Consider the following 22,282-nt stretch of genomic DNA (forward strand, 5'->3'; position numbering starts at 1 on the left):
AGCCAGCCCGGCCGGGGCTGGCTTGCAGGGGAAAAGGGATCAGGCTGAGCGACTTACTTCGCCGGCTTCGGGTAGCCCTCCAGCTTCACCACGGACACCTGCTCCTTCGTGGGGAAGTCCGCCGGGACCGCTGCCGTGGCCTCCACTTTGCCCTTTGCGGCCCACTCAGTGCCGCGCTGGAGCAGGGTGTAGAAGCCGCGATCCAGCATGGAGTAGTCGGCATGGCCCAGCGTGGTGTGGAAGACACGTCCCTTGCCATAGGTCAGCACCATGGAGTTGGGCTCCAGCACGCCCGTCAGGTCAGATTTGGAGGCGGTGAGGATTTCTACATTCTCCGCCGGGCCGCGCAGCTTGCTGTACAGCTCGTCCTTGGCGTGCATCCAGGTCTTCGGCAGACCGTTGGTGATCGGGTGGTCGGCGTTCTGGGTCTCCACCAGGAACTCATGCTGAGGGCCATGGGCACCGCCGTTGCCTGCCGTGGTGTCGCGGAAGAGCTTGCCATCCTTCACGTAGAGCCAGGGGCCGCTTTTCTCGTTCCGCCCTCCCCAGCCACCCACGCCGATCATTTCGTTGTAGGCTTTCCAGTTGGGGAAGGAGTTGTTGGCCGCATGCACAGAGACGAAGCCGCCGCCGTTCTGCACGAAGGTCTCGAAACTCTTCTGCACGTCCTCCGGCCAGTCGGCCCCGTTGTAATTGCTCACCACCACCGCGTAGTCGGCGAACTTCGGCTGCCACGTCTTCCAGGCCTCGGCGGGCGAGTTTTTCACTGGCGCGGTGGAGACGGTCACGGTGAAGGCCCCGCTGCTCTCCAGCGCGTGCACCAGCACCGGCGTGGTGTTTTGCCAGTTGTGGTTGTTCTGACCGTCCACGATCAGGACCTTGAGTTTGTCCGCTGCGGTGGCGGTGACGGCGACCAGCAGGGCCGCAGCGAGAGTGAAGGTGTGCAGAAGGCGGTGCAGTTTCATAGGAGGATCGGGGCACAGGTACGACGGCCCGGCCCATGTCTTGCAGAAGGGTGGCGCAACTTCTCCCAAAGCGGGAACCCCCGAGCTTTCGGGGGTTCCGGCGGATATGTATAAGAAGCGCCAGGGGAGTGGAGTTTTTCTGTACCTTTGCCTCGTCTCGCATCCCACCCTCTCATGAACTTCCAACTCCGTCGTCGCTCTTCCGTGCTCGTGGCCTGCTCCCTGGCCGCCTTGGTCTCTGTTTCTCCGTTCGCCTTTGCCGCACCCGGAGCTGCCCTCGCTGGAGTGAAGACGCAGACGGATCTGGACAAGGTGATAGCGGAGACGGCGGATGCGAAGCTCAAGCAGGCCATCAAAGACAACGCCGCCGCCATTCTCGCCGCCGCCAATGAGAAGACGCACGTGGAGGCCATCCTGAAGGCCATCGAGATCTCGCCTGGAAAGGTGGAGAAGATCAATGCCACGCCCGACAGCCTCAAACAAGCTGCGGGTGGGGACATCGCCCTCTTCGACACTCTGAAGACAGTGGATCTAGGCATCCCCAACGCCGGTCCACATGACCACCGCAAGACCGATCCCTATGATGCGGCCTTCTTCGAGCACGTGGGCCAGCTTTCCAAGATTGAGTCGCTCAACATCATCGCCACGAAGTGCAGCGATGACTGGATCGCCCCTCTGGGCAAGCTCAAGACCCTGAAGACGCTCAAGTTCACGAACAACGGCAAACTCAGCGACGCCGGTCTGGAGAAGCTCGCCGGACTGAACCAGCTCGAAGCGTTCTCGTTTGTCGGCACCGGGATGCAGGGGCATGCGTATGCCAAGTTTGAGGGGTGGACAGCCCTTACCCGCGTGAGCCATCGCGGCAGCAGCATCGATGACGAAGGCCTCACCCTGCTCTGCGCGAAGTTTCCCAATCTGGAGAGCATCAGCCTCGCCCACGCGAAGTGCGGGGATGCCGGCGTCGCCCAATTGCCCAAGCTCACCAAGCTGAAAGGCCTGGAGCTCGGCAGCAAGAACGCCACTCCCGGCAGCCTCGTCCACGTGGCCAAGATGTCTCTGGAGTACCTGCAACTGGGTGATGGTCTCGATGCCCCGGAAGGCATTGCCGCCATCAAAGGCATGACCACCCTCCGCCGCCTCACCCTGACCAACGCCAAGTCCCTTGGTGATGCCGACCTGCAGGCAGTGGCCGGCATCAAGGGCCTGGAAAGCCTCGAGCTCAACAGTGTGGAACTCACCGACGAACGCCTCCCTCTGCTGAAATCCTTCTCCCATCTCAAGGAGTTGCGCATCGTGAATCGCCCCAAGGGCTACACCCCTGAAGTGCAGGCCAAGGTGAAGGAACTCCTGCCCAAGGTGACGCTGAAGTTTGAGTAGGCAGATGACGCGGTTCGATCTAGGAACCAACCCCTCTGAACTCCAACCTGTGACTTCCAACGAAGCGGGTTGGAGTTTCGTTTTTAAGCGGTGAAGCTCGACCCACATCTGGCGGCGCTCACGCTCACCTCAAACTCACCACGCCAAGATGTCGTCGTAGCGGGTTGGAGTACCGACTTCAGTCGGTCGTAGCTCCTCAGTCGCACCACCTCACGCGCCCACCACCCTCATGGGTCTCCAAGTCTGCCGGAGAATCGTAGAATAATCCGTCGGCTTCCGCACCTGAAGCTCTATCCCCAGAGAACCCAAGGTTGACTCGCTTAGGGCTCGTCAACCTTGGGCTGTGCTACGTATCCCTTTCAGGGATAAAATACGGATCTCTCTGCGAGTTTGCGTCACTCCCAGATTCAACTCGATACCTCCGCAAGCCGAGCCCGTATCCTCCGTCCAATCCCACCCTCAGCACCTTGACGCACTGCCCACTGACGTACTGACGTACTGACGTACTGACCCAATGGACCTCTTCGCGCCCGACCCCTCTGCCAACCTGCTGCCCTGCGATGGCATCACGCTCTACCACGGTCGCATCTTCACTCCCACCAACGCGGACCATTACCTCACTGCCCTCACCGCCACCCTGCAATGGGCGCATGACGAAGTCGTCCTCTACGGCCGTCGCATCACCACGGCTCGCAAGGTGGCCTGGTATGGCGAGGCCCCCTTTGCCTACACCTACTCCGGCACCACCAAGACCGCTCTTCCCTGGACCTCCGAGCTGCGCGAAATCAAAGCCCTCGTCGAAAAGACCACCGGCACCACCTACAACTCCTGCCTGGCCAATCTCTACCACACTGGCGAGGAAGGCATGGGCTGGCACAGCGACGATGAAAAGGTGATGTGTAAGAACACCTCCATTGCCTCCATCAGCCTCGGGGCCGAGCGCAAGTTCGCCTTCAAACACAAAGCCCGCCCCGACCTCGGCACCATCTCCCTCCTCCTGGAACACGGCAGCCTCCTGGAAATGAAAGGTGCCACCCAAACCCACTGGCTCCATCGCCTGCCGCCGACAAAGAAAGTGAGTGAGCCGAGAGTGAACCTCACCTTCAGGACCTTCGGTGCGAATTATAAATGATAAATGATGAATTATAAATGAAGTTTCCTCTATCCAGTCGGCGCCAGGCAACCTGGATGCTGGTTCGAAATTTATCATTTATCATTTCAAATTTATAGCTCCTGCTTTCCTACGCCGCGAACAACGGCCTTTCCGCACCCGCCAGCTCCACGCCTGCCTCTGCCAGCCGGGCCTGCACCTCTGCGATATGCCCCCGGTCCCGGGTTTCCACGGTGCATAGTACGTGCACCCGGGACAAGTCAGGTCCTGCGAAGGTGCGGTTGTGCACGATCTCCGTGACATTGGCCCCGGCTTGGGCCAGCACGGATGAGAGATGCACCAGCCCGCCGGGGCGGTCGCTGATGAGCGCGTCGAAGCGGTAGATCCGCCCGTCCGCTGCCAGGCCGCGCTCGATCACCCGGCTGTGGGCGAGGGGATCGATGTTTCCACCGGTGAGCAGCAGCACCACGCGCTTGCCCGCCAGATCGGGCAGCAGTCCTGCGAGCATGGCGGCCAGCCCGGTGGCGCCTGCTCCTTCGATGACGCACTTGTCCAGCTCGGCCAGGCGCAGCATGGCCAGGGCCAGGGCTTCCTCCCCTACGCTGACCATGCGATGCACCAGTGGTTTCGCGATTTGCAGCGTGTTCTTGCCCGCCTCGGCCACCGCCAGGCCATCGGCCAGCGTGAACCTCGTGGAGATGTGGACGGGTTCGCCTGCCTGGAGCCCCGCGGCAAAGCAGGCGGCATTGGCAGGCTCCACCCCGATGATCTGGAGATCCGGCTTCAGCGCGTGCAAGACCGTGGCCACCCCGGCCAAGAGACCACCTCCACCCACTGGCACGATGATCGCGTCCGCATCCGGCACCTGCTCCAGGATCTCAAAGGCCAGCGTACCCTGGCCGGCGATCACCTGCGGATCATCAAAGGGATGCACGTACTTGAGTTGCAGCGCCGCCGCCATCCGCATGGCCTCACTGCGGGCCTCGTCAAAGGTGTCGCCATGCAGCACCACATTGGCCCCAAACCGGCGGCAGCGGGCCACCTTCACCAGCGGGGCGAATCTTGGCATCACGACCGTCACCGGGATGTTCATCTGGCGACCGTGCCAGGCGAGGCCCAGAGCGTGGTTGCCGGCCGAGGCGGCGATCACCCCTCGCTGGGTCTCCTCCGCCGTGAGTTGCGCCAGCGCATTGCGCGCCCCTCGTTCCTTGAAGCTCCCCGTCCGCTGGAGGTGTTCCTGTTTGCAATAGACATGTGCTCCAGTCAGCTCGCTCAGTGCGGCCGACTCCACACAGGGCGTCCGGGCCACCGCCCCCTGGATGCGCAGACGGGCGGCAACGATCTCCGAAAGGGAAACGCTGGCGGCTGAGGAGGCGGGTTTGGCAGTGGAGGAAGGATTCATGATGGGAGGAAAAGTCTGGGCAGATAAACAAAAAGCCCCGGGTGGAACACCCAGGGCTGCGGAGGAGAGTCGTGATCGAAAATCAGTGCACGCTCAGCCCTGCCCCGGATGGGAGCCAATAATGATCGCAATGATCATGATCGAGGCAGGTGAAGTGAGCGCCATTTGTGCCGGAAAAGTTCCCCAGATTGCCCTCTTGTCAAGCCCGCCCCGCTGCGCGGGGAGACACAAGACTAGAAGACGTCAGACTCCAGACCTGATCCTCCAAACGACGTACAACCGCATTGGGGAGCGCAGTCGGCTCGACTGCCACAAGGGTGGCCCGCCCGCGTAGCACCTCCACCAACACCTGCCACGAACTTTCCGCCCCACCGATCTTGAGCCTTGAAGTCTCGCCCCCTTTTGTGCGTCAATACTCCTATGCCTTTGCTTAAAACCGCCAGCTTCCTCGCCCTGGGCCTTCTCTCGCTCACCCTGGCCCAATCCTCCGCCCAGGACACCCCCGGCACCAGCAACCGCCCCAACATCGTGCTGGTGATGGCCGATGACCAGGGCTGGGGGGACATGGCCTACAACGGGCATCCCCATCTCAAGACGCCCAACTTCGACGCGCTGGCGGCAGAAGGGGTGCGCTTCGATAACTTCCACGCCGCCGCTCCGGTCTGCTCCCCCACCCGGGGCAGTGTCATGACCGGGCGCACGCCCAACCGCTTTGGTTGCTTCTCCTGGGGCAACACCCTGCGGCCGCAGGAGGTCACGATTGCGGAAGTGCTCAAATCCGCCGGATACCGCACCGGGCACTTTGGCAAATGGCACCTGGGCTCCGTGCAGAAAGACAGTCCGGTGAATCCCGGCAACAGTGGGTTCGAGGAGTGGATCTCGGCCCCCAACTACTTCGACCTCAATCCCGTGCTCAGCGATCAGGGACGCGCGGTGCCGTTCGAAGGAGACAGCTCGGACGTCACGGTGGACCTCGCCCTGAAGTTCATCCGCAAACAGGCGGAGGCCAGGCAACCCTTCTTTACAGTCGTGTGGTTCGGTTCACCGCACGCACCTCATCAGCCACTGGAGTCGGACCGCGCTCTTTATGAAGGCCTTGACCTGACCAAGGCCCAGCAGAACTTCTACGCAGAAATCACCGCCATGGACCGCGCCTTCGGTCGGCTTCGCAGTGAGATCAAGGATCTGGGCCTGCGGGACAACACCATCCTCTGGTACTGCAGTGACAACGGGGCCCTGCCCAAGGTTGGCTCCACGGGCGGTCGCCGCGGCAACAAGGGCAAGATCTATGAAGGCGGTCTCGCCGTGCCCGCGCTGCTGGAGTGGCCCGCCCGCTTTGCCTCGCCCAAGATGGTCAAACTGCCCTGCGTCACCTCCGACATCTATCCCACCCTGCTGGATGTTGTGGACGTCACGGTGCCCAATCAGCCCGTGCTGGATGGCATCAGCCTGTTAGGAGTGATCAGCGAGCGGGACAAAGAACGGGAAAAGCCCATCGGCTTCTGGGATCGAGGAAAGAAAGGGATCCAGACGCCCTCGAAACTCTGGATGGATGAACTGCTCGCCGCGCAAAAGGAAGGCCGCGAGCCCAACGATCCCGCCCGGCTCAATCCCGATGCCGGCGTCATTGGCGAGCCCGAGCCGTCCAACCAGTTCCCCGGTCACGCTGCATGGCTCGATGGCCAGTGGAAACTCCACCGCATCGAGGACCCCCAGACCCACGATGTCACTTGGGAACTCTACGATCTGGAAGCCGATCCCAAAGAAAGCCGCGTCCTCTTTGCCGAGCAGCCCGATCGCCTGCCCGCCATGCAGGAAGCCCTCAACGACTGGCTGAAATCCGTGGTCAAGAGTCTGAATGGCGGCGATTATCCGAAGGGACTGTGAACTCGTGCTTGGCTTTTGACGCATGAAATCCGCCCTCCGAGGCATCTTTCTCACTTCCGAAGATCCGCCCGCCACCGCCGCGTTTTATCGTGATGTGGCGGGTCTGGACTGGGAGGAAGTGGGCACCGGAAGCGGCTATGTGTACTGGAAGCTGGATCGCGATGGCGTGCAACTCGCACTCCATGATGCCAAAGCTTTTGCCACCCACACTCATCCCGCGTTGCGTGAATCCAACCTAACGCACCTCTACTTCCAAATCTCTGATCATAAGACCTTCCTCGAAAAGCTCGTGGTCATGAATGTGCCGGTGGACTCCCAGGATGACGTGGTCATCACCGTGGTGGATCCCGACGGCAGAAGGGTCATGTTCGGGACGGCGTGAAGGCAGGGGTGCGGTCTCGATTGAGGGAGGAAAGGTTGTGGGAAACGACACACTGAGCCGACTAAAGTCGGTACTCCAACGCCTCCGGCGCAACGGAGAGGGTTGGAGCACCGCCTTCAGGCCAATGCCATCAGGGAAAAATTGACCAGGCTCAACGACTGGGATGCCTGGGTGCGGCAGGCTCACTCTACAAGCCCAGGTTCAATCTGGCAGCAGGGCCCCGCTCAGGAGGGCCGAAGGTCCGTCATCATACCAGCCCTGGGCAGCGCCCAGGGTTTGGAATTCCCAATTGGATTCAGGGCTGAAGGCCCGGACTCATCAAACCTGCCCACGAAGAACAACCCTGAATGACTCCGGGCCTTCAGCCCTCAGCATCCTTTTCTGCCCCCAAACCCTGGGCGCTGCCCAGGGCTGATATCACTCCGGGCCCTTGGCCCTCAGCTTCTGCTCCGCCACTGCGAGTCAGGCCGCCGGGTAAATTCCATGTATCAGTCAGGTACTTGATTTGATGCGATGACGGGCCCCAAACTCTATTTCCCTGATGGCATTGGCCTTCAGGCGGTTCACGCTACAAGCTATCGAGGATATCCTCCATTGGCTTCGCTCGTCGCGAGGGAGTGAATCAAGGAGCCGTCATTGAACGTATAACTGGGGTTCACATGCCCATTCGTTGTCCCATTTCCTCCTCTCTGGCTACCCTTTGGATGGGTGTTGCGCTCCTTTTTTGGTCTAGCCTGGACATCCTTCACGCCGACGTCACCCTCACCCCGCTCAAAGAGGGAGCCAATCAAGTGGAACTCACGCCCCTGGAAAACGGCGAGTGGGAGGTGCGCACGACGGGGCCGGACCCGTATTTTCACGTGCGAGTGGAAGGGGAGGGGCTCGACCTGGTCAAGGAGTCCGTCTTGTCGTTCGAGTACATCAGCCTCACCGGCGTGGGGCGCATGCTGGTGTTTGTCGGCCCGGTGCTGGACATCCCACATCTGATCATGCACCAAGGCGTGGGGCGCAGGGAAGGGTGGGGAGCACAGGCCATTGATTTGCGAGACACCTCCGCAAAACCTGCCCTCCCGGTCAAAACGTTGCGCCTTACATGGGGAGAGGCACCCGGATTGGTGGCTCGATTCCGCAATCTCAAAGTCCGCGCGGCCACGGCTCAGGAGGCTGAATTGGCTGCCACTCGGGAAACGCGGTTCCAGAATGATCGGGCGTTGGCGAAAAGGTTGAGGAAATACCTTGGCCAGGACTTCCCTCAGCAGCTCTCCTCCGTCTCAGCAGATCCCTCTCAGATCAAGATTGAAGGACGCATTACCGGGAGCGCGGAAGCCTTGTGGCTCGCGGAGGTGCCCATGTGGGAGGACATCACCGCCCTCAAACAACCCGCCTCGCTTCACGCGATCAATGCCGATGCCCAAGGCGCTTTCACCGTCAGCGTTCCGCGTGATGCAGTGAAGGATCGGGATCTTCTGCTCTCCGGTTGGGCCGTGGTGCAAAGGACGGCGGAGGGAGTGGTGCCTGTTTCGGCGCTGCGATACGTGGAAAAACAGACGCCGCGTGCCGATTTGCCTCTCATGCGGCCCCGGTCCAAGAAGGGGCTCGGCGGGTGTGACTTTGATCATGAAGACATGGACAGGCTGGGGATCACCTCTGTGACCCTCAACATTCTCTTGAATCATCTGCTCTTCACCTCGCCGGGAGAGGGCAGAACTCCCTACACCTATGCCGGTCGCACGTGGTATGTGAACGAAGGCGTGCTGGCGGGCTATGACCGCTACATGACCCTCGCTGCCAGGAAGCAACTGATGGTCTCTGCCATCATCCTGCTGCCTCAGGAGCGTGAGGCCGCAGCGGGATCGTGGATCAAAGTGGCCGGGCATCCGCATGCCGAGCCAGTCGGCCTCTATGTCATGCCCAACTTCACCACCCAGGAGGGGGTGCAGGCGTACGCCGCGGCCATGAACCTGATCACCGAGCGCTACAGCCGCCCGGATGGCAAGTACGGCCGCGTGCACCACTGGATCATGCACAATGAGGTCAATAGTGGCTTCTACTGGACCAATGCCGGCGACAAGACGGATCTCACCTACCTTGGCCTTTATCAGAAATCCATGCGCGTCGCCTGGCTGCTGGCGGGCCAGTACGATGCCCATGCCAAACCCCTCATCTCCCTGGAGCACGGTTGGACGCTGAAGCTCGATCCACGGGCTTATGCCGGTCGCGCTTTGCTGGAGCACCTCGTCCAATTCAGCCGAAAGGAGGGTGATTTCCCCTGGGGCATCGCTTATCACCCGTATGCGGAAGACCTCCGCAATCCCCGGGCGTGGGAGGATCCCGGCGCGACCTTTGATTTCAATGCCCCTTTCATCACCTTCAAGAACATGGAGGTGCTGGATGCCTGGGCCCGCCTGCCGAGGGTGGCCTATCAGGGGCAGCCTCGCGAAATCCAACTGACCGAGCAGGGGCTGAATTCCCCCGACTACTCCGAGAAGACTCTGGCCGAACAAGCCGCCGGCATGGCCTACGCGTGGAAGAAGATCGAATCCCTGCCCACCGTCACCGCTTTCCATTATCATCTCTGGGCCGATGACCGGTCGGAAGGCGGATTGCGCCTGGGTTTACGGAAATTTCGCGATGACGCCGAAGACCCCCTGGGCATCAAACCCATCTGGCATCTCTACCGTGCCATCGGCACCCCTGAGTGGGAGAAGGCGAGTGCGTTCGCCCTGCCCATCCTGGGCATCAAGAGCTGGGAGGAAGTGCCGCATAGAGGGGAAATTATGAATTATGAATTATGAATTATGAATTATGAATTATGAATTATGAATTATGAATGAGGAATGAGGAATTATGAATTATGAATGAGGAATGAGGAATGAGGAATGAGGAATGGGGCTTCTGGCGCAGCATCGGGAGAAGATGCGGCACTAAACGCAGACGCGTCCATTTATAATTCCTAATTCCTAATTCATAATTTGGATCGGAGTTCCACGTCCACCCACACCGCCGCATGATCACTCCACGGCACCGTCGGATCGCTCTCCAGCTTCCCGTTTACCTTTCCCTGGTCAACCACCTGCCACTCCCAACCTTCTCCGCTGCCAAACACGTGATCAACTCGCGGCTGGTCCGTGGAGAGTAATTTCCACGCTCCCGCTTCCATGAGCGGGCTCAGCACATCGCCATCTGGCGTGTTGTTCCAGTCACCCGTCCACAAGGCTGGTGCACCCGTCTCGCGAACCTTCTTCACCCACGGGATCAGTTGTGCTGTCTGCGCCAGTTGCGTGGCGTGGTAGCGGTTCTCCTTGTAGCGCGCATGCAGGTGCGTGTTGCCGAAGGAGAGTCGCCGCCCTTCACCCAGGTCCAGGGTGCAGAGGGACAAGCCCTTGCCCGCCCACCAGTCGCCATGTTGCAGTGCCTCTGGACGTCCATTGCTGGCATAGCGGATGAACCCTTCCGCGAGGACGGGATAGCGACTCACCATGAGCAGCCCACTGCCCACGAGGCCGCTGTGAAAATAGCGGGAATGTTCCAGCCCCACCACTTGCAGCGCCTGCGTCAGCTCCGCCCGGTCTGCCTCCACGAATGCTTCCTGAAACCCGACGATGTCCGGCTTCAAGCGGGCAACCTCCTCGGCCACCTTGCGAAGTCGTTCCGAACGGAGTGGTGTGATCCAGTGCAGTCCCCAGACGTTCCAGGTGACCACGCGTAGTTTGAGGGGAGGGGATTTTGTCCAGGCGTCCAGATCAATCTTGCTAAAGACGGCCGGTTCCAGGACGGCAGGGGCCCGCAGGTTCCAGAGCAACAACGCGCCCACGATCAGGCAGACCCCGATGGCGAGTTTGAGGAGGCGACGGAACCAGTGTTTCACAAGGGAGGGTAGGGGGCAGAGTTGGGAGCACAGATCAAGCGGCAAGTTGCACCTGCGTGGCGCGGATGGGGATTTCGATCGCCGAAAGACAGAAGGCACCCGATGGGCCTACCGCTCCGCGGTAGAATTACTCGCGCAAACTATCCATGGGTTGCACTCGCTACGCTCGCTTCACCCATGGCTACGCATGGCGAACCCTCCGGGTTCAATGCACAATGTGCCAACGTACAATGTTTCTAGGTTTGTCATGGTGAACATCAAATGTTGCATCGACAAATCCGCTCTCCGAACCCGGAGGGTTCACCATGATTAGCCATGGGTCGGCCGAGTGAAGCGAGGACTACCCATGGAAAACGGCCAGACCGCTTCTACCGCGGAGCGGTAGGCCCATCGCATCCATCGTCTCCGGATTTTCGCACCGCTCCCAGGTCCCAATCTTCGCTCACGCCGAAACCTTTCCTCCCCACGCTGGTTGAACCCCAAACACCTTTCCGCTCGCTCACATGGGACCTATCCTCCGTACCACGCTCCGTCCGCTCTTGATGGTCATTGCTGCCGCAGCCACCTTGCAGCCCCTCTCGGCACAGACTTCCCCTGGCGTCACTGCCCACCGCGATTTGGAATACGTGGCCGATGGCCACGAGCGTCACAAACTGGACCTCTACCTGCCCGCGAAAGTGGACGGCAAAGTTCCCCTCATCATCTGGGTGCATGGCGGTGGCTGGCAGAATGGCAGCAAGGACGGCTGTCCGCCTCTGCGCGAAGGGTACGTAGCCCGGGGCTACGCTGTGGCCAGCATCAACTATCGGCTCACCAGTCACGCGGTGTTCCCGGCCCAGATCGAGGACTGCAAGGCCGCCGTCCGCTGGCTGCGGGCCCATGCGGCAGAGTATCGTCTGGACCCGGACAAGTTCGGTGTCTGGGGCAGCTCCGCCGGCGGACACCTCGTGGCCCTGCTCGGCACCAGCGGGGAGGTCAAGGAGTTCGATGTAAAAACAAATCTCGACCAGTCCAGCAAGGTGCAGGCGGTCTGCGACTACTATGGCCCCACCGATCTCGCCGCCTTCGTCACCCGGCCAGGCTATGAGCGGCATGCCGATTCCAATTCTCCCGAAAGCAAACTGCTGGGCGGTGTGGTGATGGAGAACCTGGACAAGGCGGCAAAGGCCAACCCCATCACCTACGTGGACAAGGCCGATCCTCCCTTCCTCATCGTGCACGGTGACAAGGACCCCACCGTGCCGATCAACCAGAGCGAACTTCTCTTTGATGCCCTCAAGAAGACCGGGGTGAGCGCCCACTTCCACACCATTCACGGGGCCGGGCATGGCGGCCCGGGGTTCTCGGGAAAGAACATCGAAGACATGGTGGCCAAGTTCTTCGACCAGCGTCTGAAAGAGGGCCGCAGCACGGTGGATGCCCTGGCTACTGACAGCACGGCCGAGGAAGCCCGCGGGTCCGAAACCTTGCCAGGCGGTCGCCGTCGCATCCCCTGGGAGTTCATCACCCGCAAGGATGACAAGAACCAGGACGGCAAAATCACCAAGGAGGAATTCTCCGGCCCGGCGCCGTTGTTCCAACGACTGGACCGCAATGGCGACGGGACCCTGACCCGTGAGGAACACGATGCGGCGATCACGGAGCGGCAGGGTTCAAGGTGAGAACCGCTCAAACGTTTGGGGAGGCTTCGCCGGAGATTGTAAGAATGCAGTGGCAGGCTTTAGCCTGCCGTTGGGCGTGTAGGGCAGTGCGACTGAACAGGCTGAAGCCTGTGACTGCATTGGCCGGCGCAGCGCCTGCATCGGTGTCGATGTCACCCTTGCTCCGCTCTCACTGAACCGGCGGGACGCCGGTAGCCCGCACCGCCGGGACGGCTGTGTCACTCCCTCCCTCACCCCAGCACAAACGCCGCCTTCGCCAGTCGCTGCCCGTTCACTGCGACCTCCACCACGTGCTTCCCCGCATAGTGCACGCGGGTCGTGAAGTCCTTGATCTGCTGGCGTCGTGTCAACGTCACGGCCTCACCGGGTGCCAGCTCCAGCTCCTTCCACTTGAAGACCTTCTCCGCCGTGCCGCCGGACTTCTTCACGTAGTGGATGACGTAGTCCACCACCAGTCGCTGGGCCCTTTTTGCCGCTGACTTGAACTGCAGCTCCAACGTCAGGTGCTGTCCCAGCTCCAGCTTCCTGGGGTTGAGGGTAAAACTCTGCACCTCCACTTCCGGCGGCTCGCCTGCCCCCACCAAGCCCAGCGCCCGTGCATCGCCCTGCTTGATCAGCGTGCGCAACGCCCGCTTCGCGATCCATGCCGTATGCACTTCCCCCAGAGGCCATCCTGCGAGCCGGTCCATCATCCATTCCGGGTGATCCTTGGCGATGTCGTTCAAATGATTGGCGACCGACTTGCGCACATACAGGCTGGAGTCCGCCTTCAGGTTCTCCAGGATGGGCAGGGTGGGGGAGGGATCCTTCACCAGTTCCTCCAGTCGGAACGACCACGGTAGCCGCGGCCGCGATCCTTCACTGGCCAGCCGGCGCACGGCTTCATGCTCGTCTTCGGACCACTTCTTCATCACCTTCAGAGTTCGGGTCAGATCGCGCTTCAAAAACTCGCGCACGGCAAACTCCGAGGAGCCATACACCGTGAAGTCCTTGAGCGCCGCCATGGAGGCGTCGAAGTCCTCCAACCCATACAGACCCACGTAGTCCGGCAGCACCAGCGTCACAAAGTTGTGGTCGATCCGCGGAGCCAACTGTCGCAGCGCGTCCAAAGACTGCCGATAGCTCCCCGGAAGCCCCGCGTGGAGGCTCTCCGTCATTCTCCGCAGCCGCTGCATGAGGCTCAGATCCTCCAGTCCGGGCAGGGCCTGGGCCAGATACGCCTTTTGCTTGAAGGCGGGCAGCACCGCCCCCATCTCCTGGCCTGTGCGACGAAACCTCGCCTCGTCGAACCAGTCTTTCAGGGCGGGAGCGGCAGCGGGAGAGTCGTCGGTGTCAGACATGCGGAGAGAGGGAGGAGCGGGCTGGAGACGGGTGGGGTTTCGAGGCAGTTTGCTTCAAGTCACTGACATTCCTATGTCAGGGGGGGCGGGGCATTTTCTTTTTTTGTGCTGAACGCGCCTCACCTCCCAAAGAAGAATCTTGTCTTCAAATCGAAAAACGGATACCTTGGATCCGACTCCGGGAAACGTAACATTTCAAGCTTCTTCCGTCCTCGTAGAACCCGCCCTGACAACAGGAGGTTACGTCAAAAAAACCGCGGAAGGAAAGACCTCCCCCGCAAGCCCGCGCTTTCACCCAGGGGCCTATGTCCCCCTGTGCTCCAACTCAACCCGCCTCCTCGATGAAGCCACTTCGGAAAACACTTTTTGGCATTCTTGCACTTTTCCTCCTTGCACCCGCGAGTCATGCCTGCACCCGCGTTGTCTATGTGGGGGAGGGGGGGCTCGTGATCACGGGCCGCTCGATGGATTGGGCCGAGGACATGTATTCTAACTTGTGGGTTTTCCCCAGAGGCATGAAACGTGACGGTGCATCAGGCCCCAACACGGTCACCTGGGTTTCCAAGTATGGCAGTCTCGTGGTCTCTGGTTATGAGGCAGGCTCCGCCGATGGCATGAATGAGAAGGGGCTCGTCATGAATGGGCTCTACTTGGTGGAGTCAGACTATGGCAAGGCCGATGGCCGCCCCAGCCTTTCCATCATGGGATTTGGCCAATACGTCTTGGACAACTTTGCCACCGTCGCAGAGGCTGTGAACGCCTTGCAGAAAGATGCCATCCGCATCATCGCGCCCGTGCTGCCCAACGGACGCGGCGCGACGCTCCACATGTCCCTGTCCGATGCTTCTGGCGATTCCGCCATCATCGAGTGGCTGGGGGGCAAGGTGGTGGTGCATCACAGCAAGGACTACCGCGTGATGACGAACTCGCCGATCTTCGAAGAGCAGCTCGCCATTGAAAAGTACTGGAAGGGCGTGGATCCCCTGACCTTTCTCCCCGGCTCAAACAACGCGGCCGACCGGTTTGCGCGAGTTTCCTTCCTGGTGCAGGCCATTCCGACCCGGCTTGATCCCCGGACGATCAAGGCCGTGCCGGGTGCCACTTATCAAAATCAGGCCGCCGCGGCGGTGCTGAGCGTCATGCGTTCAATCAGCGTGCCTCTGGGCATCACCCACCCTACGAAGCCCAACCTAGCCTCCACCCTCTGGCGCACCGTGTACGATCACAAAAACCAAGTGCTCTTCTTTGACTCCGCCACGAGTCCGAACGCCTTCTGGGTACCAATGTCGGAACTGGGTTTCGAAGAAGGCGCGCCGGTGATGAAGCTGACCGTGGCCTGGGGCAAGGTCTATGCTGGCAATGCCGCGAGCAGGTTCGAGCCCGCCGAACCGTTCCCCTTCCAGCCCGTGGATCCCCGCTAGCCCGGTCTCACCTGCTCCTGAGGAACTCCTTGCCACGTGCGAATCGTCGCGCATATTCCCCGCTCCCGTGTCCCCGTAGTTCAATGGATAGAACGAGGGTTTCCTAAACCTTAAATGCAAGTTCGATTCTTGCCGGGGACGCCACTTCAGCCTGGGCTGGCGTAAGAGGTAATTTTGAAGCGAAAAAGACTCGCGTCAGTTGCCAAACTCCCCAGATTGCCGCGCCGTGGATCTGACGTTTGTTTTCCCCTGTCTCAACGAAGAAAAATCCCTGGGTGAGTGCATCACCAAGGTGCGCCAGTCGCTGGAAAAAGCGGCCGGGCTCCGCTATGAGATTGTCGTGGCCGACAACGGCAGCACCGACCGTTCACGGGAGATTGCCACCTCGTTGGGAGCCCGGGTCGTGCCGGTATCCAGGAGGGGCTATGGTGCCGCGCTCAGTGGCGGCATTGAGGCGGCTGAGGGAAAGTATGTGATGTTCGCTGATGCGGACAACACCTACCTTTACGAGCACGCGCTGCCTCTCTATGAGGCGACCTCCACCGCCGGGGCGGACATGGGCATCGCTTCCCGTATCAAGGGTGACATCAAGCCTGGAGCCATGCCCACGCTGCACCGCTATCTGGGCACCCCGGTGCTCACCTCCCTGATCAATCTTTTCTTCCAGGGGCGTCTCTCAGACTGCAACTCCGGGTTCCGCTGCCTGCGTAAAACCTCATTTCAGGCCTGGGCGGTGCGTTCTTCCGGCATGGAGTTCGCCTCTGAGTTGCTCATCAAGGCGCTCAAGCACCGGGCCCAATGCGTGGAGATCCCCTCCGGTCTGAACCCCAACCCGCCGGATCGCGTGCCTCATCTGCGCACCTGGCGGGACGGCATGCGTCACCTGCTCTTCATCTTCTCAGAGCGGCCCCAGATGTTTGAGTGGCTCGGCCTCATCGCTGTTGTCTTTGCCACCCTCTTGCAGATCCTTGCCGTCATCACTGGCCCTGTGAACTTCTTGGGGCTCAATATCTTTGACCTCCACAGCCAGGCTCTCCTGCTGCTGGCCGGGCTGGTGGGCACGCAGTTCTACATGTATTCCTGCATGTGCTACCTGCGCTCCAGTGATAAGCCGTCAGGCATCACGCGCTGGCTGATCAACATGGACGAGGGCACCCTTTTCTTCCTGCTCTCGGGAGTGATGCTGGCCATCGCCCTGGTGGTGCTTTCCGTCTTTGTCATCTGGGCAGGCTCCAGCTTTGCGGGGCTCAATCTTACCCACACCCTGGTGGCCATTGTCCACTTCCTCAGCGTGCCGCTCCTCTTGTGCCTTGGCCTGCTGGGCCTGCACACGCTCAAGCGGTACGAGCAGTGAGGGACTACGGGAGGAGTGAGATCCTCTCAATCCACAGGCGACCCGGAGTGCCGGGGTCTTGAGAGAACAAGGTCAGTTTGTGGACAGCGCGGAGCACTTGCCCCGCATCACCCTGATCGGGGAACCGGATCAGCAGTTCATTGTGACCGGGGATGACCGTCGCCTGGAATCGCAGACGACGGGAAGAATCCTGTCCATCTACCCGCACTCCCAGCACGAAAGGCGAGTTCGCTCCTGACCGGCACTTGATAGAGAGCCGGGTGAAGCCTGACCAGCATGCGGTCGGGGGCCAATACTGCAGACTCGTATGGCCGCGCGGTTCCACTGGCCAGACCACGATGCCCGCCTCGTATTTAACGGGGCGCTCCATGCCTTCTGTTTCCATCGCCCAAAATGGCGTCGTCCCCAGCCAGGTGAAGGGAGTCAGATGAGGGAAAGCCGCCTTCCCGGGAATCAATGCGCCTCCATACCAGATCAACGGCCAGGAGGCGGTAAGCACGAGCAGCACAGACACTGCGAGCAGTCCCCACTTTCGATGGCGCGACTGATGCCAGGCCAACCGGAACAACAAGCCCGCCAGACCTCCAAGCATGCCGTGGAGTCCGTCGCGCCAATCCGGATTGCGGGAGGTCAGTGCCTGCATTCCTTCCATCAAAAAGGGAAGCAATACCAGGCACGACACCGCGAGGAACCAGCGGATCCCTTTGTCTGGCTTCCCCCGACGGGGCGCGAAACTCCATCCCAGTGCGGCAAAGAGGGGCACATGACCCCAGTCCCAAAGGAGCGGTCCCCAGCCGGAGTCTCCAGGTTGGGGGAGGGGGAGCAGCAATGCCGCACTGATGCCCAGAACCAACACCCAAGGCCCGAGGGTTCCCAGCCGGGAGGATGAAGAGGGGCCTTGCTCCATGGGGGGAGGCGTGATGGTGAAGTCAGATCGGAATGGGCGCTGTTTCGGTGCCCATCCCGCGTCGTGCTGGCCGCCGGAAGGGGAGTGTCAGCAGGAACTGCAAGTTCTCCTTGAGCCATTCATCCCGCCTGGGTCCCGTGTAGTGTCGGCAGACGGTGTGGGCCTCCTTCGGCAGGTCAATGGTGTATTGCTCGTAGGGCAGGAACTGGAAGTCCCGTAGAGCCAGCGCGTAGGCCGTTTGTTCCACAAAGTGGGCATTCAGACGGCGATCCAGATCAGCGGATTCAAGGAAACTTTCCAGGATGTTGCGGTCCAGCTGGGGCCGGCGATACAGCACCACCCCGGAATTCACCCGGGAGCATTCTGGCGGGAACCCCGGATGGTCTCCGAACTCAAAGGGACTGTCCCCATTGCCCCGGGTCACCAGAGGGTGAGGGCAGCCACGTTCGAGGTGCTCCACCATGAGCTGGGGGCACTGGAACCACAGAATGTCTGAGTCCAGGATCAAGATAGGTCGGGAGCTGGCCAAGCAGTAGGGATCCAGGATCTTTTGCAACAGGACCGACTTCAGTGAGTACCGCACCCGGGCTGCCACGGGCAGAATGGCTGTCATCGCCTCGCGGATGCTGGGATCGACGTTGGAATGCACGCGCGCCCCGGTGAAGCGTTTCTGGAGGAAGGCAATGTCCGAAGGCTCCAGGCTGCCATCACTGTGGATGTGGAGCCCGAATGGCGCTCCTGTCCACGCCTTGCAAAAACTCATGAGCCCGGCAGTGGCCATCGGCACGTCCTTCCTACAGCAGAGCAGGTGAACATCGAAGTCAGACTGGGCGGCATCCATGGCCACGGCTATGGGTGCGGAAAGTGAGAGCCAGCTGCGGAGGAATTTACGCAGAAGATCCAGAGACATGATTCTTGGCAGGAGCCAGAGTTACGAGATTTGGTTGGGCGGGGGCTCTGGAGTGGGGCCAGCCTTCCCGGGTGGCGGGGATTCAGGGGGGCCAGGGGTGCCCAGCGCCGTGGTGGAGGCGGGGAAGAGCCGGTTCCTGAGTTGCAGGAAGGGTACCTCCACGAGGCGGGTCATGATAAAGCCGACCGCAATGGCCAGGCCCAGGGCAAAGACGACCTTGGCGGCAAGCGGATAGGGCAGGGACTGGAAAAACGGCAGCTTGGCCACCACTCGGTACACCGGTATGTGGACCAGATAGATGCAGTAGGAGGCCGTTCCCACCGAGGCCAGACCTTTGAGCAGGGCATGGCTGCGGCCCTGCCACACCAGGGCCCCATAGACCACATAGCACGTGGCGAGAGACACCAGCAGGTACAGCCAGGTCACCTTGTGGAAGCGGTCAATGCTGCTGCCTCCAGTCAGTGCCACCAGCAGGAAGGTGGTCAGCGTCAGCGTGATCGCGGCCACCTTCCAGACGGGCTGGCTCAGCAGGCGCGAGGTGGTGCCCTGCCAGTGCAGATAGGCCAGAGCCGCACCAATGAACAGCGCATCAATACGGTGATGGGTGTTTTTCATCGTGTTGTCCAGCGAGCCCGGCGCGTAGGGGGCAAACTCCACGATCCGAAGCACGAGGCACGCCAGCGCAAAACCCGCTGCCAGCCAGGGCAGGAAGCCAAACACCCGCACGGTGGACGCGGGTGTTGCAGAATCCAGACCGCTACCTGATCGACGCCGCAGACGCAGACTGAGCCATACCACGGCGGCAAAGAGGAAATAAAAATGCTCTTCCACCGCCAGGGACCACGTCACATCCATAAGCCCCCCGGAGCCGTAGTTTTGGAGGAAGAGGATCTCCCGCATCAGCCGTTCGGGTTCGGGGCGGGAACCTCCGGCCACCATCAGCAGGATGTAGCCCGCCAGCAGAATGTAGAATGGCGGGTAGATCTTGAAACCCCGGCGGACAAGGAACCTCCCGATGTTGACGGAGCCGGTCCGCACATGCTCCTGGATCAAAAGGGAGCCGATCAGGAATCCCGAAAGGACAAAGAAGACCGGCACCCCCACCCAGCCCGGGATGAAGAGCGGCGCATAGGGGGCAAAGGAGGCCTGCTCCACCCCGCTCACGCTCAGGTTCCCATCGATGTGATGCACCAGCACGATGAGCACGGCAAACGCCCTGATGACATCGAGCATCAGATTCCGCTGGCTGGAGCTCGTGATCATGATGAGCGGAAGTTCCCGGCAGGGGGCACAAGGTTCAACGGAAACACAGCGGGAAACTCACGGTGCAGCCCCTCGTACAACGGGCGCAGTTCCTGCCAGTCCTGCTCCCGCACATAGCCGGGATAGGGATTCCAGCACATGGCCGCCAGATCCCGCGTCCAGCGCTGGCCCAGCCCGGCTGCATGATGTTTGAGCTCGTGGTTGAGCCTGGTGATCGCGTGGTGGCAGGAAAGGTGGTCCACTGCCCACTGGCGTGGCTCCAGATGCGGGGCGGCCTCCAGTAGCGCCGCCAGTTCACGGTGAATGCCCCGCCGGGGGCTGAGGAGCCGCCCGGTCTGTTTGTTGATATATTTCCTTGATCCCACGTGGGCGTCAGCCCGCATGCCCACCGGCGTGTTGGCAAAGAGGGCCTCCATCGCCGCCACACAACTCCCTTCGCGCCGGCTCATCAGCACCGCCGTCTTGCTGTCGCATTGGATCTTCCGCACTTGAGGGATGGGCAGGCTTTCAAATACCTCCATCTCTTGTTTCGCCCCCAGGCTGCGTGCCGTGGCGGTGATGCTCTGGGCCGTCCGCCCCGCCTCCTTTTGACCGATGAGGGCAACCTTGAGCGATGCCGGCAGTTTCGCGAGCGCCGCGAAGAGTTCGTAGTGCCGTTTGAATGGTGCCCAGTTGGCCACCATCAGGATGTCATACGTGCGGTCCGCGTGGGGCTTTGGGGTGAAGTTGTCAGGATGGATCCATTCGCAGGGCATGGTGCTGACGCAGCGGATCCTCGGGTGATAGGCCTCCAGCTTGGCGATCTCTGCTGGGTTGCCGGCCTCCAGGTAGAGGGTGCCCGGCACCATCCGCAGCGCCCATTCCAGCAATCCGTAACTGGTGGGGGACCAGCTTGTGGAGAGCACTACATTGTACCGGTTCAGAAGCGCGGCCGGTTCGGCCAGCCCTCGCAGCAGGCGGTACAGATTGTATTCGAAGGCCACATAGAGCACGCCTTTTTCACCGTCAGGTCCTGGTGGTTTCAGGATCAAACTTCTCGAGAGCACCGGATCGCCCTCGTAGATCTGCCGGTAGCGCCCCAGCAGGGGTATCACAGCCGCTTCATTCAGGAGCGCTTTTCCATCGCGGTGGGGATTGACGCGCTTCTCGATCCATGGGGACTCTGCACCCTGATAGGCCAGCAGGTCCTGGACCGGGTCTCGGCGCACGACTCCTGCCGCATGCTGCAGCAGGGCCTTGGCGTTGCGCAGACCGCGGTGATGCGTCAGTCCGTCTTTCAGCCTGGTTTGCAGGAGCTGCATCAGTGACATGATTTCTGCGGAGCCAGCAGGTCGGCGTATTCCCGGGTCATGCGTTCCAGCGTGAAGTGTTCGAACGCCCGTTTTCGCAGGCGGGCGGCCATTTCATCTGGAGATGGGGACATGTCACCCCGCAGCACTTTCTCCAGTGCACTTGAGAGTCCGGAGACGTCCTTTTTCTTGAAGACGACGCCGTCGGGACCCATCAGTTCCGGGAGTGAACCCGCATCAGAGGTGATGACAGGCCGTCCTGCGGCCATGGCTTCCAGTGCGGAAAAGGCACAGGCCTCGTCCCACTCGCTGGGGATCACCACGCAACGTCCGCTCATCATCAGTTCCGGCACATCCTGTCGCTGCCCCAGAAACTCCACCTTGCCCGCGAGCGGGCTGTCACGCATCTCCTGGATGAGTGGCTCCTTGAGCGGGCCCTCGCCGGCGAACTGAAGCGTGGGACAGTCCGGCCATCGCTCCGCCAGCAGGCGGAAGGCCTGGAGCAGAGTGGTCACCCCCTTGTAGGAGGCCATCTGCCCGGCAAAGACAATCGCGTCCCGCTGTGCTCCGGGAGCAGGGGGAGTCTGGAAACGCTCCAGGGGCACCCCGTTGTAGATGCGTTTGAGGCGTTCTTCCGGTATCCCCAGTCGGCTCGTGAGCCGGCCTGCCTTGAAGTCGGAGACGGTGATGATCTTTTGGTATCGCCTGGAAAACACCCGCCCTCGCAGCCGGGTCGCCAGCCCCTTCCATCCCATACGCTGCGGGATTTCCAGGGAGCTCTGGTCTATGTAGTAGGCCTCGGTCACCGGACGCATTCTCACGGTGCTCAAGACGGTCGGACTCAGCATGGGATAGAAGCCCACCACCACCGTGGTGGGCTGGAGCCCTGTGATTGCCGCCTGAACTGCCCGTTTGTCGAATCGCCCGCGCAGTACGGGGTTCGACGTCAATTTGCCTCCTACAGCTTCCAGTTCTTGCTGAAACCACTCTGGCCCGGCCTCTGGGAGGAGCAGGCAAAGCTGACTATCTCTCGATGTCAATGTGGCTGCAAGATCCAGCAACCATGCCTCCCAGGTGCGACGACCGCGAGGAATGAGATCCATGACCAGCAGCACACGGTGCCGGGCTCTACGGGGGTGGGATGA

The 22,282-nt window shown here is 61.2% G+C and carries 17 protein-coding genes and 1 tRNA gene; 9 read left to right on the forward strand and 9 right to left on the reverse strand.

The window, feature by feature from the left end; translation table 11 throughout:
- Positions 1-53: 53 nt before the first annotated feature.
- Positions 54-965, reverse strand: coding sequence for a ThuA domain-containing protein (locus tag VSP_RS07320; protein WP_009959730.1), 912 nt, complete (start codon positions 963-965; stop codon positions 54-56).
- Between the two features lie 174 nt (positions 966-1,139).
- Here VSP_RS07320 and VSP_RS07325 point away from each other — a divergent pair, with 174 nt between their 5' ends.
- Together VSP_RS07325 and VSP_RS07330 are read left to right on the forward strand one after the other, a co-directional pair.
- Positions 1,140-2,342: a leucine-rich repeat domain-containing protein gene (locus VSP_RS07325; protein WP_009959731.1), complete on the forward strand. Its 1,203-nt coding sequence runs from the start codon at positions 1,140-1,142 to the stop codon at positions 2,340-2,342.
- Between the two features lie 514 nt (positions 2,343-2,856).
- The gene (locus VSP_RS07330) at positions 2,857-3,474 is read left to right on the forward strand and encodes an alpha-ketoglutarate-dependent dioxygenase AlkB family protein (RefSeq protein WP_009959732.1); all 618 of its coding nucleotides are present in this window, start codon (positions 2,857-2,859) and stop codon (positions 3,472-3,474) included.
- Between the two features lie 109 nt (positions 3,475-3,583).
- On the opposite strand, the gene ilvA is transcribed toward VSP_RS07330, so the two are convergent.
- Positions 3,584-4,855 (reverse strand): threonine ammonia-lyase, encoded by a 1,272-nt coding sequence (gene ilvA, locus VSP_RS07335; RefSeq protein ID WP_009959733.1) that lies wholly within the window; start codon positions 4,853-4,855, stop codon positions 3,584-3,586.
- A 420-nt stretch (positions 4,856-5,275) separates the two neighbouring features.
- On the opposite strand from ilvA, the gene VSP_RS07340 reads away from it, so the two are divergent.
- From VSP_RS07340 to VSP_RS34335, 3 genes are all read left to right on the forward strand, one after another.
- Positions 5,276-6,742 carry a sulfatase-like hydrolase/transferase gene (locus VSP_RS07340; protein ID WP_009959734.1) on the forward strand — a complete coding sequence of 489 codons (1,467 nt, stop codon included), beginning with the start codon at positions 5,276-5,278 and terminating at the stop codon, positions 6,740-6,742.
- Positions 6,743-6,764: 22 nt separating this feature from the next.
- On the forward strand, positions 6,765-7,124 hold the full coding sequence (locus VSP_RS07345; RefSeq protein ID WP_009959735.1) for a VOC family protein: 360 nt from the start codon (positions 6,765-6,767) through the stop codon (positions 7,122-7,124).
- 659 nt (positions 7,125-7,783) lie between these two features.
- Positions 7,784-9,919, forward strand: a complete 2,136-nt coding sequence (locus VSP_RS34335; protein WP_198141340.1) for a DUF5722 domain-containing protein — start codon at positions 7,784-7,786, stop codon at positions 9,917-9,919.
- Between the two features lie 170 nt (positions 9,920-10,089).
- Here VSP_RS34335 and VSP_RS07355 read toward each other — a convergent pair whose 3' ends face one another.
- Positions 10,090-10,992: an endonuclease/exonuclease/phosphatase family protein gene (locus VSP_RS07355; protein WP_009959737.1), complete on the reverse strand. Its 903-nt coding sequence runs from the start codon at positions 10,990-10,992 to the stop codon at positions 10,090-10,092.
- A 503-nt stretch (positions 10,993-11,495) separates the two neighbouring features.
- Here VSP_RS07355 and VSP_RS34340 point away from each other — a divergent pair.
- On the forward strand, positions 11,496-12,653 hold the full coding sequence (locus VSP_RS34340; RefSeq protein ID WP_009959739.1) for an alpha/beta hydrolase fold domain-containing protein: 1,158 nt from the start codon (positions 11,496-11,498) through the stop codon (positions 12,651-12,653).
- A 230-nt stretch (positions 12,654-12,883) separates the two neighbouring features.
- Here VSP_RS34340 and VSP_RS07365 read toward each other — a convergent pair whose 3' ends face one another.
- A complete protein-coding gene (locus VSP_RS07365; RefSeq protein ID WP_009959740.1) occupies positions 12,884-13,993 on the reverse strand; it encodes a DNA alkylation repair protein in 1,110 nt (369 codons plus the stop codon).
- A 341-nt stretch (positions 13,994-14,334) separates the two neighbouring features.
- Here VSP_RS07365 and VSP_RS07370 point away from each other — a divergent pair, with 341 nt between their 5' ends.
- From VSP_RS07370 to VSP_RS34345, 3 genes are all read left to right on the forward strand, one after another.
- Positions 14,335-15,414: a linear amide C-N hydrolase gene (locus tag VSP_RS07370; RefSeq protein WP_029190256.1), complete on the forward strand. Its 1,080-nt coding sequence runs from the start codon at positions 14,335-14,337 to the stop codon at positions 15,412-15,414.
- Positions 15,415-15,483: 69 nt separating this feature from the next.
- A tRNA-Arg gene (locus tag VSP_RS07375) sits at positions 15,484-15,558 on the forward strand.
- A gap of 82 nt (positions 15,559-15,640) precedes the next feature.
- Positions 15,641-16,768 carry a glycosyltransferase family 2 protein gene (locus VSP_RS34345; RefSeq protein ID WP_009959742.1) on the forward strand — a complete coding sequence of 376 codons (1,128 nt, stop codon included), beginning with the start codon at positions 15,641-15,643 and terminating at the stop codon, positions 16,766-16,768.
- Positions 16,769-16,772: 4 nt separating this feature from the next.
- Here the strand turns inward: VSP_RS34345 and VSP_RS07385 are convergent, their stop codons facing one another.
- The 5 genes from VSP_RS07385 to VSP_RS07405 are packed head-to-tail and all read right to left on the reverse strand — an operon-like array spanning position 16,773 to position 22,240.
- A complete protein-coding gene (locus tag VSP_RS07385) occupies positions 16,773-17,675 on the reverse strand; it encodes a VanZ family protein (RefSeq protein ID WP_029190257.1) in 903 nt (300 codons plus the stop codon).
- Between the two features lie 22 nt (positions 17,676-17,697).
- Entirely contained in the window at positions 17,698-18,585 is an 888-nt protein-coding gene (locus VSP_RS07390; RefSeq protein WP_009959744.1) for a hypothetical protein, read from the reverse strand.
- 21 nt (positions 18,586-18,606) lie between these two features.
- Positions 18,607-19,848, reverse strand: a complete 1,242-nt coding sequence (locus VSP_RS07395) for an acyltransferase family protein (RefSeq protein ID WP_009959745.1) — start codon at positions 19,846-19,848, stop codon at positions 18,607-18,609.
- On the reverse strand, positions 19,845-21,158 hold the full coding sequence (locus VSP_RS07400; protein WP_157210777.1) for a glycosyltransferase: 1,314 nt from the start codon (positions 21,156-21,158) through the stop codon (positions 19,845-19,847). The genes VSP_RS07395 and VSP_RS07400 overlap by 4 nt, the downstream gene beginning before the upstream one ends.
- Complete coding sequence (locus tag VSP_RS07405; RefSeq protein ID WP_157210778.1) at positions 21,149-22,240, reverse strand: glycosyltransferase; 1,092 nt, start codon at positions 22,238-22,240, stop codon at positions 21,149-21,151. Before VSP_RS07405 ends, VSP_RS07400 begins: the two co-directional genes overlap by 10 nt.
- Positions 22,241-22,282 lie beyond the last annotated feature (42 nt).

Source organism: Verrucomicrobium spinosum DSM 4136 = JCM 18804, from assembly GCF_000172155.1.
GTDB classification, from domain to species: Bacteria; Verrucomicrobiota; Verrucomicrobiia; order Verrucomicrobiales; family Verrucomicrobiaceae; genus Verrucomicrobium; species Verrucomicrobium spinosum.

What these genes read in the sequence shown, in the direction of transcription:
- VSP_RS07345 (WP_009959735.1), top strand. Translation starts at nt 6,765, where the DNA reads ATGAAATCCGCCCTCCGAGGCATCTTTCTCACTTCCGAAGATCCGCCC.
- VSP_RS34335 (WP_198141340.1), top strand. Translation starts at nt 7,784, where the DNA reads ATGCCCATTCGTTGTCCCATTTCCTCCTCTCTGGCTACCCTTTGGATG.
- ilvA (WP_009959733.1), bottom strand. Translation starts at nt 4,855, where the DNA reads ATGAATCCTTCCTCCACTGCCAAACCCGCCTCCTCAGCCGCCAGCGTT.
- VSP_RS07405 (WP_157210778.1), bottom strand. Translation starts at nt 22,240, where the DNA reads ATGGATCTCATTCCTCGCGGTCGTCGCACCTGGGAGGCATGGTTGCTG.
- VSP_RS07370 (WP_029190256.1), top strand. Translation starts at nt 14,335, where the DNA reads ATGAAGCCACTTCGGAAAACACTTTTTGGCATTCTTGCACTTTTCCTC.
- VSP_RS07320 (WP_009959730.1), bottom strand. Translation starts at nt 965, where the DNA reads ATGAAACTGCACCGCCTTCTGCACACCTTCACTCTCGCTGCGGCCCTG.
- VSP_RS07325 (WP_009959731.1), top strand. Translation starts at nt 1,140, where the DNA reads ATGAACTTCCAACTCCGTCGTCGCTCTTCCGTGCTCGTGGCCTGCTCC.
- VSP_RS07395 (WP_009959745.1), bottom strand. Translation starts at nt 19,848, where the DNA reads ATGATCACGAGCTCCAGCCAGCGGAATCTGATGCTCGATGTCATCAGG.
- VSP_RS07385 (WP_029190257.1), bottom strand. Translation starts at nt 17,675, where the DNA reads ATGGAGCAAGGCCCCTCTTCATCCTCCCGGCTGGGAACCCTCGGGCCT.
- VSP_RS34340 (WP_009959739.1), top strand. Translation starts at nt 11,496, where the DNA reads ATGGGACCTATCCTCCGTACCACGCTCCGTCCGCTCTTGATGGTCATT.
- VSP_RS07390 (WP_009959744.1), bottom strand. Translation starts at nt 18,585, where the DNA reads ATGTCTCTGGATCTTCTGCGTAAATTCCTCCGCAGCTGGCTCTCACTT.
- VSP_RS07330 (WP_009959732.1), top strand. Translation starts at nt 2,857, where the DNA reads ATGGACCTCTTCGCGCCCGACCCCTCTGCCAACCTGCTGCCCTGCGAT.
- VSP_RS07365 (WP_009959740.1), bottom strand. Translation starts at nt 13,993, where the DNA reads ATGTCTGACACCGACGACTCTCCCGCTGCCGCTCCCGCCCTGAAAGAC.
- VSP_RS07400 (WP_157210777.1), bottom strand. Translation starts at nt 21,158, where the DNA reads ATGTCACTGATGCAGCTCCTGCAAACCAGGCTGAAAGACGGACTGACG.
- VSP_RS07340 (WP_009959734.1), top strand. Translation starts at nt 5,276, where the DNA reads ATGCCTTTGCTTAAAACCGCCAGCTTCCTCGCCCTGGGCCTTCTCTCG.